The organism is Aequorivita marina (assembly GCF_031631895.2).
GTDB lineage: Bacteria > Bacteroidota > Bacteroidia > Flavobacteriales > Flavobacteriaceae > Aequorivita > Aequorivita marina.
Window position 1 is genome coordinate 107,874 of sequence record NZ_JAVMBW020000001.1, and the last position, 16,836, is coordinate 124,709.

General features: G+C 37.1%; 18 protein-coding genes. 1 reads left to right on the top strand and 17 read right to left on the bottom strand.

From position 1 onward, the window contains the following. Positions 1–41 precede the first annotated feature (41 nt). On the top strand, positions 42–2,192 hold the full coding sequence (locus QPK98_RS00420; protein ID WP_310991028.1) for a S46 family peptidase: 2,151 nt from the start codon (positions 42–44) through the stop codon (positions 2,190–2,192). 204 nt (positions 2,193–2,396) lie between these two features. Here QPK98_RS00420 and QPK98_RS00425 read toward each other — a convergent pair whose 3' ends face one another. The 17 genes from QPK98_RS00425 to QPK98_RS00505 all read right to left on the bottom strand — a co-directional run bounded on the left by QPK98_RS00425 (position 2,397) and on the right by QPK98_RS00505 (position 16,636). Then, positions 2,397–4,520 (bottom strand): M3 family metallopeptidase, encoded by a 2,124-nt coding sequence (locus QPK98_RS00425; RefSeq protein ID WP_310991029.1) that lies wholly within the window; start codon positions 4,518–4,520, stop codon positions 2,397–2,399. A 255-nt stretch (positions 4,521–4,775) separates the two neighbouring features. After that, positions 4,776–5,204: a DUF1801 domain-containing protein gene (locus tag QPK98_RS00430; RefSeq protein WP_310991031.1), complete on the bottom strand. Its 429-nt coding sequence runs from the start codon at positions 5,202–5,204 to the stop codon at positions 4,776–4,778. Positions 5,205–5,458: 254 nt separating this feature from the next. Further along, positions 5,459–5,926, bottom strand: coding sequence for a hypothetical protein (locus QPK98_RS00435; RefSeq protein WP_310991034.1), 468 nt, complete (start codon positions 5,924–5,926; stop codon positions 5,459–5,461). 160 nt (positions 5,927–6,086) lie between these two features. Further along, a complete protein-coding gene (locus QPK98_RS00440) occupies positions 6,087–6,422 on the bottom strand; it encodes a helix-turn-helix domain-containing protein (RefSeq protein WP_310991035.1) in 336 nt (111 codons plus the stop codon). Between the two features lies 1 nt (position 6,423). Further along, the gene (locus tag QPK98_RS00445; protein ID WP_310991038.1) at positions 6,424–6,765 is read right to left on the bottom strand and encodes a type II toxin-antitoxin system RelE/ParE family toxin; all 342 of its coding nucleotides are present in this window, start codon (positions 6,763–6,765) and stop codon (positions 6,424–6,426) included. A 573-nt stretch (positions 6,766–7,338) separates the two neighbouring features. Beyond that, a complete protein-coding gene (locus tag QPK98_RS00450) occupies positions 7,339–7,656 on the bottom strand; it encodes a type II toxin-antitoxin system RelE/ParE family toxin (protein WP_310991039.1) in 318 nt (105 codons plus the stop codon). After that, positions 7,647–7,889, bottom strand: coding sequence for a hypothetical protein (locus tag QPK98_RS00455; RefSeq protein ID WP_310991041.1), 243 nt, complete (start codon positions 7,887–7,889; stop codon positions 7,647–7,649). Before QPK98_RS00455 ends, QPK98_RS00450 begins: the two co-directional genes overlap by 10 nt. A 261-nt stretch (positions 7,890–8,150) precedes the next feature. Beyond that, on the bottom strand, positions 8,151–8,453 hold the full coding sequence (locus tag QPK98_RS00460) for a type II toxin-antitoxin system RelE/ParE family toxin (RefSeq protein WP_310991042.1): 303 nt from the start codon (positions 8,451–8,453) through the stop codon (positions 8,151–8,153). Beyond that, positions 8,450–8,692 (bottom strand): type II toxin-antitoxin system ParD family antitoxin, encoded by a 243-nt coding sequence (locus QPK98_RS00465; protein ID WP_310991044.1) that lies wholly within the window; start codon positions 8,690–8,692, stop codon positions 8,450–8,452. Before QPK98_RS00465 ends, QPK98_RS00460 begins: the two co-directional genes overlap by 4 nt. Positions 8,693–9,105: 413 nt before the next feature. Beyond that, the gene (locus QPK98_RS00470) at positions 9,106–9,393 is read right to left on the bottom strand and encodes a type II toxin-antitoxin system RelE/ParE family toxin (RefSeq protein ID WP_310991046.1); all 288 of its coding nucleotides are present in this window, start codon (positions 9,391–9,393) and stop codon (positions 9,106–9,108) included. Continuing rightward, positions 9,386–9,625: a ribbon-helix-helix domain-containing protein gene (locus QPK98_RS00475; protein ID WP_310991047.1), complete on the bottom strand. Its 240-nt coding sequence runs from the start codon at positions 9,623–9,625 to the stop codon at positions 9,386–9,388. Before QPK98_RS00475 ends, QPK98_RS00470 begins: the two co-directional genes overlap by 8 nt. 505 nt (positions 9,626–10,130) lie before the next feature. Continuing rightward, positions 10,131–10,790, bottom strand: coding sequence for a uracil-DNA glycosylase family protein (locus tag QPK98_RS00480; protein ID WP_310991048.1), 660 nt, complete (start codon positions 10,788–10,790; stop codon positions 10,131–10,133). A gap of 202 nt (positions 10,791–10,992) precedes the next feature. Further along, positions 10,993–11,754, bottom strand: a complete 762-nt coding sequence (yaaA, locus tag QPK98_RS00485) for a peroxide stress protein YaaA (RefSeq protein WP_310991723.1) — start codon at positions 11,752–11,754, stop codon at positions 10,993–10,995. Between the two features lie 421 nt (positions 11,755–12,175). Beyond that, entirely contained in the window at positions 12,176–13,414 is a 1,239-nt protein-coding gene (locus QPK98_RS00490) for an alpha/beta hydrolase-fold protein (RefSeq protein ID WP_310991050.1), read from the bottom strand. 565 nt (positions 13,415–13,979) lie between these two features. Further along, positions 13,980–14,474, bottom strand: coding sequence for a putative signal transducing protein (locus QPK98_RS00495; protein WP_310991052.1), 495 nt, complete (start codon positions 14,472–14,474; stop codon positions 13,980–13,982). A gap of 49 nt (positions 14,475–14,523) precedes the next feature. After that, entirely contained in the window at positions 14,524–16,002 is a 1,479-nt protein-coding gene (locus QPK98_RS00500) for a potassium/proton antiporter (RefSeq protein WP_310991053.1), read from the bottom strand. A gap of 139 nt (positions 16,003–16,141) precedes the next feature. Then, positions 16,142–16,636, bottom strand: a complete 495-nt coding sequence (locus QPK98_RS00505; RefSeq protein ID WP_310991054.1) for a DUF4251 domain-containing protein — start codon at positions 16,634–16,636, stop codon at positions 16,142–16,144. Between the last annotated feature and the right edge of the window lie 200 nt (positions 16,637–16,836).

Consider the following 16,836-nt stretch of genomic DNA (forward strand, 5'->3'; position numbering starts at 1 on the left):
CAACAACTTCTAAATATTCCCTAAACCTAAATCACAGACAAATGAAATTATTACGCTTACTCTTTATCTTTCTATCAGTTCCGTTATTTGCCCAGCAAGGCGGTATGTGGGTTCCCTCTCTATTGGAAGGAATGAACGAAACCGAAATGAAAAACCTCGGCATGAAAATGTCCGCAAAGGATATTTACGACGTCAACAATTCCAGCCTCAAGGATGCTATTGTGCATTTTAATGGAGGGTGTACCAGCGAAATGATTAGCGATCAAGGACTGTTGCTTACCAACCACCATTGCGGATATTCACAAATTCAAAGTCACTCTTCCTTAGAGAACGATTATCTGGAAGATGGTTTTTGGGCCATGGACAAAAAAGACGAACTGCCTAACCCCGGTGTTACTGCTACCTTTATTATTAAAATTGAGGACGTAACCACCCAAGTAATGAACGGGATTACCGAGACCATGAGCGAAGCCGAGAAACAGAAAAAAATAAAAGCTAATATAGCGGCTGTATCGCAGTCGTTCCCCAAAGAAGCTTGGCAGGAAAACCGAGTTCGCACCTTTTATGAAGGGAATCAATACATGCTTTTTGTTGTAGAAACCTTTAAGGACATTCGCCTTGTAGGAACGCCTCCTTCTTCTATCGGGAAATTTGGTAGCGACTCAGACAACTGGATTTGGCCAAGACATACTGGCGATTTTGCTCTTTTTAGAATCTACGCCGATAAAAATAACCGTCCGGCGGAATATTCTGAAAACAACGTGCCTTATACTCCAAAACACTTCTTACCGATTTCATTGGATGGCGTAGCAGAAAATGATTTTACTTTAGTATTTGGCTTTCCTGGCACCACAGATGAGTATTTGCCAGCCATTGCCATTGATCAAGTAATTAACACCTTAAACCCTGCTCGAATTGCAATTCGCGATAAAGCCCTTGCGGTTCAGGATAAATATATGCGTGCCGATCCACAGATTAAAATTCAGTACGCCTCAAAATTTGCACGTATCGCTAACTATTGGAAGAAATGGCGCGGTGAAACCCTTGGCCTTAAAAAATCAAATGCAGTTGGGATTAAAAAACAGCAAGAAAACGCCCTTACTGCTCAAATTAACAAAAAAGGAAAACAAGAAGAATATGGCCAACTTTTGCCACAGTTTGAGACCTACTACACCCAGTTAGAGCCTTATGCCTTGGCAAGGGAATACTTCATAGAAACTGCTATAAGAAATGTGGAATTGCTTCGCTCTGCCTATCAAGCCTATCAGCTGGTTAACGTTTACGAAAAACGTGGCGAACAATCCTTTAATGACAGAAGGGATAATATGGTAGATAGAATGTCTGGGCAGTATAAAAACTACAGCAAGAAAGTAGATGAAGAAGTTTTTGAGGCCTTAATTGCATTTTATGCCGAAGAAGTTCCCACTAAATTTCTTCCAGCATCTTTTAACAATTTAAATACTGAATCACTTACAAAAAACGTGTATCAAAACTCTGCATTTGTAGATTATGAATCGTTTAAAGCCCTGATGGAAGGTGATGCTGAAACTGTAATTGCCAAGTTAAAGAACGACCCTGGCTTTAAAGTAGTTCAAGATATGGCGAATGCCTATTTTAATAATGTAGCTCCAAAATATGAAGAATTAAAACTGAATATTTCTGGTCTAGAGCGCGATTATATGAAAGCTTTGTTGGAGCTAAGCCCAAAAGATGCGCGCATTTTCCCGAATGCGAACAGCACCATGCGTGTAACTTATGGACAAGTAAAGGGATACTCTCCTGCTGATGCCGTTTATTATAAGCCAGTAACACACTTAGAAGGTGTAATGGAAAAGTACGTTCCTGGCGATTATGAATTTGACGTGCCGCAGAAGCTTATTGATCTTTATAACGAAAAGGATTTCGGTCCTTATGCCGAAGATGGTAAGATTGCCGTAAACTTTATAGGAACCAACCACACCACCGGCGGAAACAGCGGAAGTCCAGCGATCGATGCGCACGGAAACTTGATAGGCCTAAATTTTGACCGCGTTTGGGAAGGAACCATGAGCGACTACTATTACGACCCGGTTCTATCGCGTAACATTATGGTTGATGCTCGTTATATCTTGTTTATCATTGATAAATACGCTGGTGCAAAAAACCTAATTGACGAAATGAAGCTGGTTCACCCGAAGAAGGGGAGGAAGTAATGAGGTTTGAGTCGTGAGTCGTGAGACGTGAGACGTGAGACGTGAGACGTGAGACGTGAGACGTGAGACGTGAGACGTGAGAAAATTAAAAAAAGCTAACAATAAATATTCAAAAAACCCCGCAAATCTCTGATTTGCGGGGTTTTTTTATTCAATTTCATTCGTGCATCCGTTCACCGGACGGGCAGGTTGATGGCAACTCTTCTACTTCAATCCTCTTGCTTTTAGCATTGGCTCAATTTTAGGATCGCTACCGCGCCAGTCTTTATACATTTTTTCGAGCTCCATGGTATTTCCTCTAGACAACACCATCTCTCGGAAACGTTGTCCGTTTTCACGAGTCAATCCGCCGTGGTTCACAAACCAATTGTAAGCATCATGGTGCAACATTTCGGTCCAGGAATACGAATAATATCCTGCAGCATATCCGCCTGCAAAAATATGCGCAAAATAGGTAGATCTATATCTTGGCGGTACGGCATGCACCACATCCAGTTTTGTGTTTTTCAAGGCCTCTTTTTCAAAAGCATCAACATCGTCAATTTTCTTATCTACCCCAATAGTATGCCATTGCATGTCTAAATTAGACGCAGACAAGTTTTCCGTAAGACTATAACCTTGATTAAAAGTTCCAGACTTTTTGATCTTATCTATTAGTTCCTGTGGAATTTTTTCACCTGTTTTATAATGTACTGCATAGTTTTTCAACACTTCGGGATAAAGCGCCCAGTTTTCATTGAATTGCGAAGGGAATTCTACAAAGTCGCGGGCAACAGAAGTTCCTGATAAGGAAGGATACTGTTGATCTGCAAAAAACCCGTGAAGGGCATGACCGAACTCGTGAAACATAGTTTCCACTTCATCATACGTCAATAAAGCCGGTTCGTCTCCAGAAGGTTTTGGAAAGTTACAAACGTTATAAATAACCGGTTTTTTATCGTAAAGTTTAGATTGGGTTACAAAGTTAGACATCCACGCTCCGCCTCTTTTACTTGGGCGTGCAAAGAAATCTGCGTAGAAAAGACCGAGCTGATCTCCATTTTCCTCAAATAATTCATAAACCATTACATCTTCTTGATACGTAGGAATATCGGTTCTTTCCTTGTAAGTAATTCCGTATAATTTTTCGGCAGCATAGAAAACGCCATTTTCCAATACGTTCTTTAATTCAAAGTATGGCTTTATTTGGTCTTCATCTAGATCGTATTTCGCCTTTCTAACCATTTCGGCATAATAATTCCAATCCCACGGTTCCAAAGTAAAGTCTCCACCTTTAGAGTTTATCATTTTTTGGATTTCATCAGACTCCACCTGAGCTTTGGCGGTAGCTGCGGGAATAAGACCTGCAAAAAATTTGTTTACCGTTGCAGGGTTTTTTGCCATTGTTTTCTGAAGACTCCATTCGGCATAATTATCAAAGCCCAATAATTTGGCTTTTTCGGCGCGTAGTTTCACTATTTCCGCTACAATTCCGCGGGTATCATTTGCACCGCCATCAGCGCGTAACCAGGAAGCCATAAAGAGTTTTTCCCTGCTCTCTCTATTATCCATAGATTTTAACAAGGGTTGTTGCGTAGTGTTTAATAACGGCACCGTCCAGCCTTTGCCGTCTTCGTTTTCTATTGATTTTAGGTAATCGGCATCAACTCCAGCCAACTCGTTTTTATCAGTAAAGGTTACGGCTCCAGCATTGTTTGCTCCCAACAAGGTTTTCCCAAATTTGGTGGTAAGCGTTGCCAGTTTTGAATTGTATTCTTTTAATTTCGATTTATCTTCGGCTGAAAGATTGGCTCCTGCTATTTCAAAATCTTCGTAATACTCCTCAAGCAATTTTAAGGATTCTGGATCTAGATCTAGCGATTCTCTTTTATCGTAAAGCGTTTTAAAACGTTGAAACAGCTTTTCATTTAAATAAATTTCATCTCTCTGAGCTGCAAATTTTGGTGCCATTTCCTCTTCAATTCCTTGTAGGGTTTCGTTGGTATGGGCACCGGTAAGTGCGTAAAACACTTGGGAAGATCGGTTTAACAACTGACCACTTTTTTCAAGCGCAAGCACCGTATTTTCAAAAGTAGGTGCTTCTTCGTTATTAGCGATTGTTTCAATAGATTTCTTCTGTTCTGCTATTCCTTCAAGCATTGCTGGCTTAAAGTTGTCATCTGTGATTTTCGAAAAATCAGGGGTACCATAGGGCAACGTACTTTCAGAAAGCAACGGATTTTCTGTATTCATCTGGGTTGCTGATTGATTGGAATCTTCTTTGTCCTTTGCATTGTTGCAAGCCACAATAACCATGGCGAGTGCAAACAGGGGAATTGCTTTTTTCATTATTTGTTGATTTTTTTAAAATGTAATTGTAAAGATACGGAAATAGAAAGTCATTGGCTTTTAATACCGAATATGATCTTTTTTCGGTAGTTTGGTTTGCAAAGAAATTGAATGATACCGATACATATAAGTGAGCCGCTATTAGAATGGGCTTAGTTAAATTCTGTTTTTATGAGGAATTATAAGGTTGTGCGCCTGAATGCCACAGTTGAAATAGTTAATGCCTGGAACCAATTTATTCACTGGGTTCTACTCCTAAATCCCCAATGTGATTAGCTTCTTTACATTGTGATAGGTTAAAGTTGCTTTTATACATTCCTTTAGTTCCAACTCTGGGATTTTTTGGTCTAATTGAAAAACGATTGCTCGGTTACCTTCGTACTGAAATTTGTGGTCAAAAACCAATCTAAATGTATTGACCAATCTGCTTGAACATTGAAAGTACATAGCGTATTGGTCTGGCGATTTTTCTTTCCAATCCATTCGCAAGGTACTTCCATTTTTCGTTACAAAGCTTGGCTCTCCCCATTTTAAAGTTTCTTCCAATTTAGTGACTCCTTCGGTTTCTTCTGCCGTTTCAATTACCAGCCCTCGCAGATGTTGCATTTTAGCTCGAACAAACTCAGGGTAATTCGCAAATACTGTTGATACCTTGGGGTCTGTGATTCGGTTTAATTTACCCATTTTATCTGTTATTTATTCCTAATAAGGTTCTATTTCTGTTGCTGAAAGGTTTTGAGTACTTACTCCAAAACCCTCGAAGTAAGTATGCTATGTCCTAATCAATTTGACTTCAAATATTTTTGACCATTGTAAACACAGCCAAGTTTTCACCTCTTTGACTCATAGTTTTACAGAGCGTTAATTTATCAGATGTATGCTGGAATTTTAAGCAAACCGCTCTTAAAACGGCTTATATAAGATTGGTTTTATGAAGCTTATAGGTTTGTGCAATGGTTACCAGTGTTGTGCTTTAGTTTTTCGTTAACTATCTCAAATTGACTTTTTAGCTCAAATCTATCTTCATATTTCGTATAATCTTCAATGTTGATTTCGTAATTCTTTTCTTTCGTTTTTATACAGATCATGTCAAGTTTTATGTCAATAGATTCTATATCATCTATTTCGATTGTCGTTTCATCATATTTTCTTGATTTAAAAATAATTTGATTATCCGTCCACTCTATAAATTGGCCTCCCCATTTCTTTGCAGTTTGGCGGTATTGGAGAAATAATCCTACAGGGATCAATGTCAATATAAAATCTCCAAATGTCGCAGATCCTTTAAAAATATCCGAATCGAACCCGATTCTCATAATCGCAAGAAACATAGTAATTATAGCACCCCATTTAAAAAATTTAATATTTTTTTCAAAACGGTTATTTTCTAATCGATAGTTTTGCATTCTTTTTTTAATGTTCGTTAAGGCATATAGTTTGGCATAAGCGAAGTAGCGGGATTAACGCACGTATTTTTCGGATAATAACTGATCTTAGATATATAAAATTACTTTTGGTTAATAACTAACTCCGCTATTGCGTTTTGCAATGTTGGCAGAAGTAGCCCTATCCTACGCTTTGGATTTTGTTGTTCATAAGCTCAACGTTAAAGTTCACTTTCGCTTTCAATGCGCCGAATACCTTCAAAATTGTTTCCATTGTCACGTTTGTGGTATTGTTTTCAAGTTTTGAAATCTGCGCTCTCTGCACACCAATTAATTTCCCTAATTCTTCTTGGGTCAAGTTTCTTTCAAGTCGAACTTTACGTATCATTTCGCCTACGATTTCAAGTTGTAATTCCTGTTCGTATTGCGTTCTTTTGTCGGTTCCAATTTCGCCAATGAATTCATCTTTAATTTGGTCGAAAGTGAACATTTCCAATTCATTATCTTTTGTCGCCATTTTAGTTTTTATTTTTAAGTTCAAAGTATCTCAACCTTAGTCGTTCTGCTTTATCAATCTCTTTTTGTGGCGTTTTGCCCGTTTTTTTAATAATCCCGTGCGTTGTCAAAACCAAAGTTTGCGCTTTGCCCTCTTTGTCCCAAAAAGCAAAAATCCGGTAATGGGTTTTGTTATACAACGTTCTAAATTCCCAGATTTCTCCCTTCAGTTTTTTAAACAGTTCCTTGTCGCTCTTGATTTTAGCCTTGTCAATATTGAAGATTACTTTGTCTCGACTTTTTTCATCCAACTTTAGTAGAAATGCCTTGGCTTCGGTCAAAAATATTACCTCAAATCTTTTCATTCGTACATAATCTTCAAATGTTTCCACACAAAGATACAAATCTATATATTAGAATTGGTGAATTTGGAAAGGTTACTTTGATGCTGATGATTTTTTTCCTGTCTCTGCCAACATATTGGTATATATCATCGCTCAAAATCATACAACATCTGCATTTCACTCACACGACAAATCACCACTACATCATCAAATATATAATAAAATCTAATTATTTCCGCATTACAACTTGCTATGTTTCAACTTATATAACAAAAATATGGCTTTGATGTAAAACCAAAGGACTGAACGCAATCTTTCTAGAAATTATAATAGGAGCATTGATTTTCCGCTAATTGGGTGACCGATTCCCAAGGAAAATTTGTAGCCTTTTAAAAAAGTACAGTATAGGCTTCAGTTGGCGTAAAGAGCGATTATAAATGTGGATTGTGAACCGTCCAGTACAGCATGTCCCCAAACTTGCATCGGGAAGACCCGTACGCGGGGTGGTGTGAGAGGTGGTTGCTGAGTTTATCGAAGTACGCATCCGTGTTCCTATTTAGTGAGCGGAGCCGTCTACTCGATTGGCAGCAGGCTTTATCTCGTGCGTTTTATTTTATCAGGATATTGTTGCGTATCAAAAACGTCCATTATCTCAATTCGTCTTTTCTCGTGATTTATCCAATAAATAATCTTGTAAGTTTGATGTATTAAATAACGGAATTCTTTTGCTCTATTATCCAACCTCGGTTCTATTTGACCAATTTCCGGTAACTTTTTTAATCGCAATGTTTCAAGTACTATTTTACGGTTTTCATTTTTCGCAATTCTGAGACTTGCATTTTCCGCTAAATATTTGAAGATTTTTCTGAGTTCAGATTTTGCAAAATCTGTCCAAAATATTTTTAACTCCATTCCTCGATTTCAGCCAATAAATCATTTGCTTCCGTTAACCTCCCGTTTTTGGAATCTTCCATTGATTTATCAATACGTCTATTCAATTCGTGAACGGACATTGGTTCGATTTTTCTATCATTCAGTTGTTGTTTTTCCTTTCGTAGGATTTCTTCGAGCTTTGAAATAGCCTCATCGCTTTGAAGTTTTAGAAATTCTTGAATGAACTCTATTTTACGGGCTTCGATATTCATTTTTATTATTTTTATCAAATATACGAATTTATCTAAATAATATTTTTTTGGGATTTGATTTTCCTTAGCTTGTTGCCAACGTGTTTGTATGTGGTTTGTTGCGTGGTTTAAGCAACTAATTCAGTAAATAAATACCGAATAGAAAATCCGTATACCGATAGATTCTGTGCGTGGTGTGAGAGGTAGTTGCTGAGTTTACGAAGTACGCATCCGTGTTCCTATTTAGTGAGCGGAGCCGTCTACTCGATTGCGTGCAGTTTTTTATTCTAGATGTTTTTTAATATCCATTCTCTCATGTAAAATTCTAACGATTTCTACAATTTCATTCTCAACTTTTCTATAAAAAATCAGATGCGATTTAACTTTTATATACCTGTAATTCTTTCGAGTTTGTTCAGCCGATTTTCCAATCATAAAATTGTCAGCTATAAATTCAATTTCTCCGATTATTAGATTGTAATATCTATCCGCCTGCTTTTTAGACCACTTATGAAAAGTGTAAATCCAAATGTCGTTTAAATCTTCAATTGCTTGTTCACTTATTCTGTATTTGTTTATACTCATAAGTGCTTACGATGTAATTCAGCTAGATTTTGTTTTGGGTCAAAATTTTCAGCAAATCCACTTTGTTCTCCAAATTCAAGTGCCTTAATCAATTCTCTTTCTTTTTTTTCTTCCGTTTCTAACAAACGTAAAGCTGAACGAATTACTTCGCTTACTGAACTATATCTTCCAGACTTCACTTCATTTTTAATAAAATCTTCAAAATAACTCCCGAGTGATATTGATGTGTTTTTTCCCATTTGACCTAAAATTTACTCAAATATACCAAACCTTGGTAACGCAGCCAAATTGTACGCAACGGACCGGCTATGAATAGTGCGCCCAAAACCACACTGAATTTTGGAATAGGCACTTAGCCAAAGCTTTATTTTTTTACTAATTTTCAGTATTGCGCCAAAATAAAGTTTTGGCGACCTCATAAATATACGATTGCTTTTGGAATATTCCCCACCGCAGCATTATTTATAGCCTTTTGTGTGTGCCCAGCATTGGTTTCAATTGGTGTAAAGAGCGATTGAAAAGGTGGATTATGAACTGCCCAGTACGCTGGGTGGTGTGAGAGGTAGTTGCTGAGTTTACGAAGTACGCACTCCGTTCCTATTTAGCGGCGGAGCCGTCTACTTGATTGGCAACTGTATTTTTATTTCTGTGGTTACAGAATATTATTCAAATCTTGTCTTCCAATTATTGCCATAATTTCTACAATGTCATCATTTATTTTATAATAGATACTGTCGGAACCACATACACAACGTCTGTAACCTTCTTTAATAAAATCAACAGATTCAAATGAGAAGGGTTGTTTTGCTATAATCTCGAAATACTCAAAGAATGAATTAAAATATATGTCAGCTTGAGTTAATCCAATTTTTTTCACTCCATAATGATGTATTCTTATCAAATCCTCCTTAGCTAGATTACTTAATTTATAATTAGTCATTAAGTAAGGACTTTGATTGAGTTAATATTTGTTCTTTACTGTCATTTGTAAATCCACTATTTTCAGCTTTTTCCAGTCTAGAACTAATCCAATCAATTTGAATTTGTTGTTTTCTAGCTTGTCTGATTAAATCATTGACCAGTTCACTTTTGCTTGAATATTCTTTATTATCAATTTGATTTTTCAACCAGTTATCGTTTGGTTCCGTAAATGAAATACTTTGCCTTCCCATAATTTTTATTTTGATATGAATTTACACCAAAAATGAATGTCATCCAATAATTATATTTATTTCTTGAATTATGAATTTGAGTCAATATAGTTGCCACCGTGCGTGTAGATGACAAGTAACGTGAATAAAAGGTGCCAATTTTTCGGTTGAGCCACGAGCCAATTTTTTGTATTTATGGGTTGAACTCAGCATATACCAAAATTTTCGATTTAGAAATAACATAGCTATTTGTTATATACGGTGTGTGTGTGCCTCGATTGGTAAGTATAAATAAAGTCTCTCATGTACCGGGGTAACCCTTCGGCAAAAGCTCAGGGGAGCCCTCCTTGAACCATTAGGAAGTCACAAGCTGGTTTGGAGCGATTCATGCAGTGAAGACCCCCTGCCAGACGGGCAGGGAAGCAGGACTACAAACCTTGGTATTGACGAACAGGAACCATTATTCCGTCTAAGGATATCAACATATTGTAAAAGTACTATTTGTTCAAATATAGTGGGTATTGCATCAAAAAAATGGCTTATACTGCTCCACCCTAAAATCTATGGTCGTTTTTTCGGGAAATTCCGCTTTCATCTTTTTATAGGCATCGAGGCTCCCTACAGCTCTATTGGCAGCTCCCGAAGGCGCAATCAAGGAAACAGTTTTAATCACTCTTCCGTTTTCGGGGAGTTTAAAAGTATGAATTCTTGGGACTATATTGGAAACTACTTTCAGGCTAAGATTATATTCCTTTAATTTTCTTCGGAAGAAATATTCCGGGCCATTTTTGCTGTTTCCCCCAGTAAAAAGCAGGGTGTCTATTTTAGGGTTTTCCTGAAGTATGCCAACCAAATCTCGTAACTTTACGTCTTGCATCCCAATGTCTGAAGCATCTACTTTTTCGCGTTTTGCCGAAGCCACCATATCGCATACACCAATCCCTCGTTTTATCAAAAAATGCTCGCGTTGGGCAATTGCTTCTGCAGTAGTTTCAAACTTGAGGTTAAGGTCAAAAATCTTGTCCAAAATCTTCCACAATTGGCCGTCGCGACTGCCGTAACAAAAATCTACGTCATCATGTTTTAATTCCCCAGTGGTAAAACGCGGTGGCGGTAAAGTACCAACAATTAGTTTTGTGGCAGTTTCAGGAATATATGGCGGATATGGATGAATGTGGTGGAACAAAATAGGGTTTCAGGTTACAGGTTTCAAGTTTCAGGTTAAAGATTGCAGGTTGCAGGTTGTGCCGTAGGCATCCCTTTGGGGCAGGTTCCGGTTTCTGGTTTCTAATTAAAATAAATTGCCAAGATTAAACCGACACAAAATTTGTTCCTTGCGGTACAAATTGTATAGCCTTCTCCCTTTAGTTGGCTAGGGGTCTATGGGCTTAGCGTATAAAAACGGGTTCATGCTCCTTTTCGGTATATTCTTCGCTATAGGCGTATCCGTCATAATCAAATGCCTTTACTTCATCTAAATTTTTGATGTTATTGTCAATAGCAAATCGCGCCATACTACCTCGGGCTTTTTTGGCGTAAAAGGAAATAATCTTGAGCTTGCCGTTTTTAAAATCCTTAAAAACAGGGGCAATAACTGGCACTTTCAATTTCTTTTCATCAATAGCGTTAAAGTATTCTACACTGGCGAGGTTTAAGAACAATTCGTCGTCATCCAACTCCTTATTTAGTGTTTCGGTCAGGTTGTTTTTCCAGAAATCATAAAGATCCTTCTTTCGGTCCACAGCTAGTTTGGTTCCCATTTCTAAACGATAGGGCTGCATTAAATCTAACGGACGAAGCATCCCGTACATTCCAGATAGTATGCGAAGTGAATCCTGTAAAACATCTATTTTTTCCGAAGGAATTGAATATGCATCCAAGCCCGTATAAACATCGCCAGCAAAGGCATAAACCGCTGGGCGTGCGTTTTCTTTGGTAAAAGGGGTATTAAAATCTTTATAGCGCTGATAGTTCAGTTGGGTCAACTTGTCGCTGATACCCATTAACTCAGAAATGGCTTTTTTGCTCTTCCGCTCTAACTTATTGTTTATCAATTCGGCTTCTTCAAGGAATTTAGGTTGGGTAGCGCGGGTTGTAGGTAACTCAGATTCATAATCTAAGGTTTTTGCAGGGGAAACGACTATTTTCATTACAATTGCTTTTTCCTCAAAAATAAGGAAAACAATATTGAATTCAGAATTACGAATGTTGGATTTAATATTCAATTTCAACTAGTCGTGTGCGACTAAGATATAAGACCGCTGCGCTGAAAGACATAAGACGTAAGACTTGCTTTTTAATAGATTGAAAACTAGATAAAATTGATTAAACATACTTTTTAATTGATAAATTTTGATGCTAAGTATAATAGCATGCTGTCATTAAATAAAAACATTCTTATTGCCTATTATCTGTGACTCAACAAATTTTATCACTCTTTTTATCGGACACTAATGAATTTCAACCTAGCTTGGATTGAGGCCGTTGAAATTTTCAATTGAAGCAAGATTTATTGGAAGCTTCGCATTCGTAAAAATGTATTAAATAAACCCTTTTAATGGCTACTGCACACTAGTTTTTAAGGATTCTCGATTTAGTCTCTAGCAGTTCGTTGACTTGCCACTGTCGTGCATGCTGGTCGTTTGCCAAATTGAGTGCTTTATTGATGTTCAGCGTAGCTTTTGAAGTATTGCCCTGCTCAGTATTTATTTTAGCACGCACATTATAACTGTCAAAGTTATTTGGGTTTATAGCTAAAGCAGCTTCCAGTAATTGCTCCGCTTCCGCATATTTTTTATCGCCGAGCAATTTTCCTGCCCGATACGTATTAAAAATTACCAGCGCATTTGGGTTAATTTCCTTAAGCGCCACTTGAACCTTTTTAAGTTCATCTTCATTTTTCTGGTTTATATAATGCGTATTACCAATTGCCGTTAATGGAATATTGAAAACACTACCGTATTGCTTTTGCACTTCGGCATAATGCTTTTTTAAAGCTTCGGCTGTATCAAAATATTTCCGTTCAACATACCAACTGCTAAAAATTTCGCCCAAGGCCCATTTATAAGTTGGCAAACCCACGGAATTATGGATTTCATCAGGAAATTCCCGGTAATGCACATTCTTCTTCTTTATGCTTTTTGGTACTTTTTTTATAAATCTATCAACCTCCATTCCCTTTTCATCGGCAAGCGAAATGTACAAACTCGCAGTAGTTTTCTCGGCTCGCCCCCAGGTAGCTTTCATCCTGTTTTCCATGGCGTTATCTCCCCACCAAAGCGCCGGACTTATTGCAATATAATCATCAAAAAGGTCTGGTCGTGTTATAGCGGTGTTCACTATAAATATACCACCAACGGAATGCCCTGACAAGATTTTATAATCGGCAGTTTTATAGTTTTTATCCACATACGGAATTAATTCCTTTTCAATAAAATTTGCTACTTCTTCTGCATTTCCACTATCAGTAACCCCTTTAATATTTGGTTTGCAGTTTTTTCGATATTGATTGGTGCCTTTCCCCGAGATAGCTACTAAAATCATCTCAGGAATAATCTCGCTTATCGCGCCTTGAAGTTCCAAAAAGCCAGCGACATATTGAAAATTATAATCGCCGTCTAAAATATACAGTACGGGATATTTTTGATTGACAGCGGTATAATATGAAGGCGGTAGATAGACCGAAAACTCTCGATCTTCCTGAAGTATCTTAGAATGGAGCTTATCTCTTTTTCCTATGGAAATTTCCTGGGAAACTCCTGTAAAAGCGAAAAGCAAAACAAAAAGTAGTAAAGAGATTGAGTTTTTCATAACCTGATAAAGATATAACTAATTCAAAAACAATCATTCAATGTAGAGCAAGTTTTTTAAAGTCGGTTGCTACATTCGAACCTAAAATAAGTTTGATCAATAAACGGAATGGAGGCCTTAAGAAAGTTGAACTGTTGTTGATTATCGAAGTAGATTCAATATAAAAGTGAGATCAATTGGGTGTTTCAGTGCGAAAAACTGGGGAAGTGGTAACTTAAAAAAAACATGAAACCCGCTAAAGTTCTTTCAGCATGTTTTGGTTTGGAAGTATCCAAACAACTTACATTTAAGCCGTTTTATTTCAGGTTTTTTAGAGATTTCTATGATTGCTATAACAGTAAATTTTGGTTTTATCTGAAATCAAATTGAGTTCAAAGCTTTTTGTTTCTAAGCTATAAGCGCCTTCAAAGGTATTTTTCAAGGTGTCCATTTCATAAATAATCAAATTCTTCCCGATAATCATCCATTTACCGTAAACCCTATTAGAATTAAACCCAGGAAGACTTAACCTATTGTCTGGAAGAAAAATAATTTTTTCTTCACAACCATGATCGAATTTAACCTTTTAAGTAGCTGTTGTTTTAGGCGCATAATCTATATCTAAATAATTAATATGCTCTAAACACCAAGAACCTCCAGTGATAAATTTATAATTGGACTGTTCCGAATTTTCGGCAACTAAAGAGCTTACTGCTAATATTCCGAATAAAATCCCTGCAGCAATAATTCCAGCGGCAATAATTAGACGTAATTCCGGTCGTAATTTTTTTAATAGCGGTATGGCATTAGTATTTTTTTCAACGGCAATCCAAAACTTAGAAACTTCGGGCTCTTTCTCTTCCAAGAAGCCCATGTTAATTAATATTTGCCTCGCTTTTTCATAATCACTTTTCTTAACCTCGAGTCTTATCCCTCCAATTGCGTTGGAATAGAAATTATGAACTTGAACCGTAAGCTCGTCTTTAACAAAACAAACAATACCTTCAGATTCAAGCTTAGATTTTACCACCAGCATTTCAGACGGGTAGGTAAACGAGACAAGGTTAACAAAATTATCCATACTTATAATGCGGAATAGGCTTACGAATATTCAATAATATACACTGAATTTAAGCGGCAGAAAACTTCCTAATTTTTAATGATTTATACACTTTTTTAATACCTTCTTCATTTTCGGAGAGCACGATTAATACGTCGTCTGGTTCAATAACCGTACCCCCTTTAGGTGTGATATAATTTTCATTTCTTCTTATCATTGCGATAATTGCCGTCCTTGGAAATTCAATATCTACAATCTGTTTTCCTACAACCTTATTTCCTTTGGCTATACCAATTTCTCGCATTTCGGTCTTAGGGTGCTCTTCCATAAATTTTTCTGAAGGCGACAAGATTTTATCTTCACTGGGAATACTCACATTAAGCCATTTTGCTACAACTGCAAGCGTGGTTCCTTGAATTAAAATTGAGGTAAGTGAAATAAAGAAAACAATGTTAAATATCATGCCCGCCTTATCTATTCCTGCCAATAGCGGATATGTAGCAAATACAATAGGCACGGCGCCACGTAAACCCACCCACGAAATATAGAGCCTTCTTCTAAATTTCATCTTAAACGGTGTTAAGCTTATAAAAACCGCCAATGGCCGTGCAACAAATATCAAAAACAATGATATCATAAGTCCGATGCCAAGAACAGGTACAATATGCGACGGAAACACCAAAAGCCCTAAGGTTAAGAAAAGTACAATTTGCATTAACCAAGCTAGACCATCATACATTTTTAAGATGGTTTTTTTGTGCATTAAGTACTGGTTTCCAAGGAAAAGAGCACAGATATAAATAGCTAAAAAGCCATTTCCACCCACAAAATCAGTTACGGAAAAGGTTATAAACATCAAGGCAATTAATAGCACCGGATAAAGCCCTTCAAAGTCTAACTTAATTCTGTTAATGATAATCTTACTGAGCTTTCCAAACCCAAAACCGGCGATAGTACCAACAATCATCTGTTGTAAAAACAACGGAATCATAGAAGCAATTCCCTGATCCTGGTTAATCACCAAGCCCAAAAATGCAATAGTTAGCACATAAGCCATGGGGTCGTTACTTCCGCTTTCCATTTCTAGAGTAGGCCGCAAATTGGCACGAAGGGCAAGGTTTTTTGCACGTAAAATGGAAAACACGGCTGCTGCATCTGTAGAAGATACAATACTCCCCAAGAGCAAGCTTTCGTAAATGGTGAAATCTGTAACGTAATAGACAAATGTTCCTAAGCCAACGGCAGTTAGCAAAACGCCCAGGGTTGAAAGTATAAAACCTTCCTTCATTATTGGTTTAACAGCCTTCCAATCGGTGTCTAAGCCTCCAGAAAAAAGAATAAAGTTTAAGGAAATTATCCCAATTAACTGTGCCAATTGGGGATCGTTAAAGCTAATGCCTCCAATACCGTCTTCTCCAGCAAGCATTCCAATAGCCAAGAAAAGTACTAGCGTAGGAACTCCAAACTTATAAGATGTTTTACCGGCTATTATACTAATAAAAAGCAGAAGGGAGCCAACGAGCAAAATGTTTTCAATTGTTAAATCCAATAACTTTCAATTTATAGTTTACGCGTTTCGGCAAAATACGAATTAAATAGTTTAAAAGGAATATCTAGGGCCTTTCCCCGCCTAAATGTAGTGCGAAGCAATAATTAAGAATTTAGATTGATCTTGCTGAGTGTTGGAGTTAGTCTTTCACAATTTCACCGTGATAGGTAATAGTTTCCCGTTTATCGCTGTTAATACTTAGCGTGGCGTTCCCGGTTTTACTCACAGCTAGGAAAATATCATACGTATCTCCATCCTTAACCGTTGTGGTTATTTGGTACTCTTTTTTGTTTTCAATCTTAAAGTTTTCAGGCTCGCCCTGAAATCGCATGCCTTTATCGCGCCCTATCGTGATTCCACTATTTACTCGACCATAAAAAGGCAAGTTGCTGTTTATCATTTCTGGTGAAAAAGTAACGGAATAATCACTACCCACAAGGTTTTTAGTAGCTCCAGTGGTTGGGAGTACCGTATTGGCAATAAACTCAAAACTTCCTGAATTTAACAAGGTCGCAATAGGATTTGTAACCTTGTTTTCTTTTTCGGGATTGGCATTAATATTCTTTTCCTGTGCCGAAACACTTCCAAGAACAAGGCAAAGCAAAAAGACGGGTAAAATGCTGTAAATTTTCATGATTTTCTATTTTATTTTAACTTATTAAACTTGAGCTAAAGACTTTGAACTTTTTATGGTGAAGCAATTAATATCTCTAATAACTATTCTTTTAAAACAGTTTGCTCTGACTCTGATATTTTTTCTGAAAGTTCTGGTGATAAAAACCAATAATTAAACATCCAGTTAAATACAGGTTGTTATATTATTTCATAAACCGT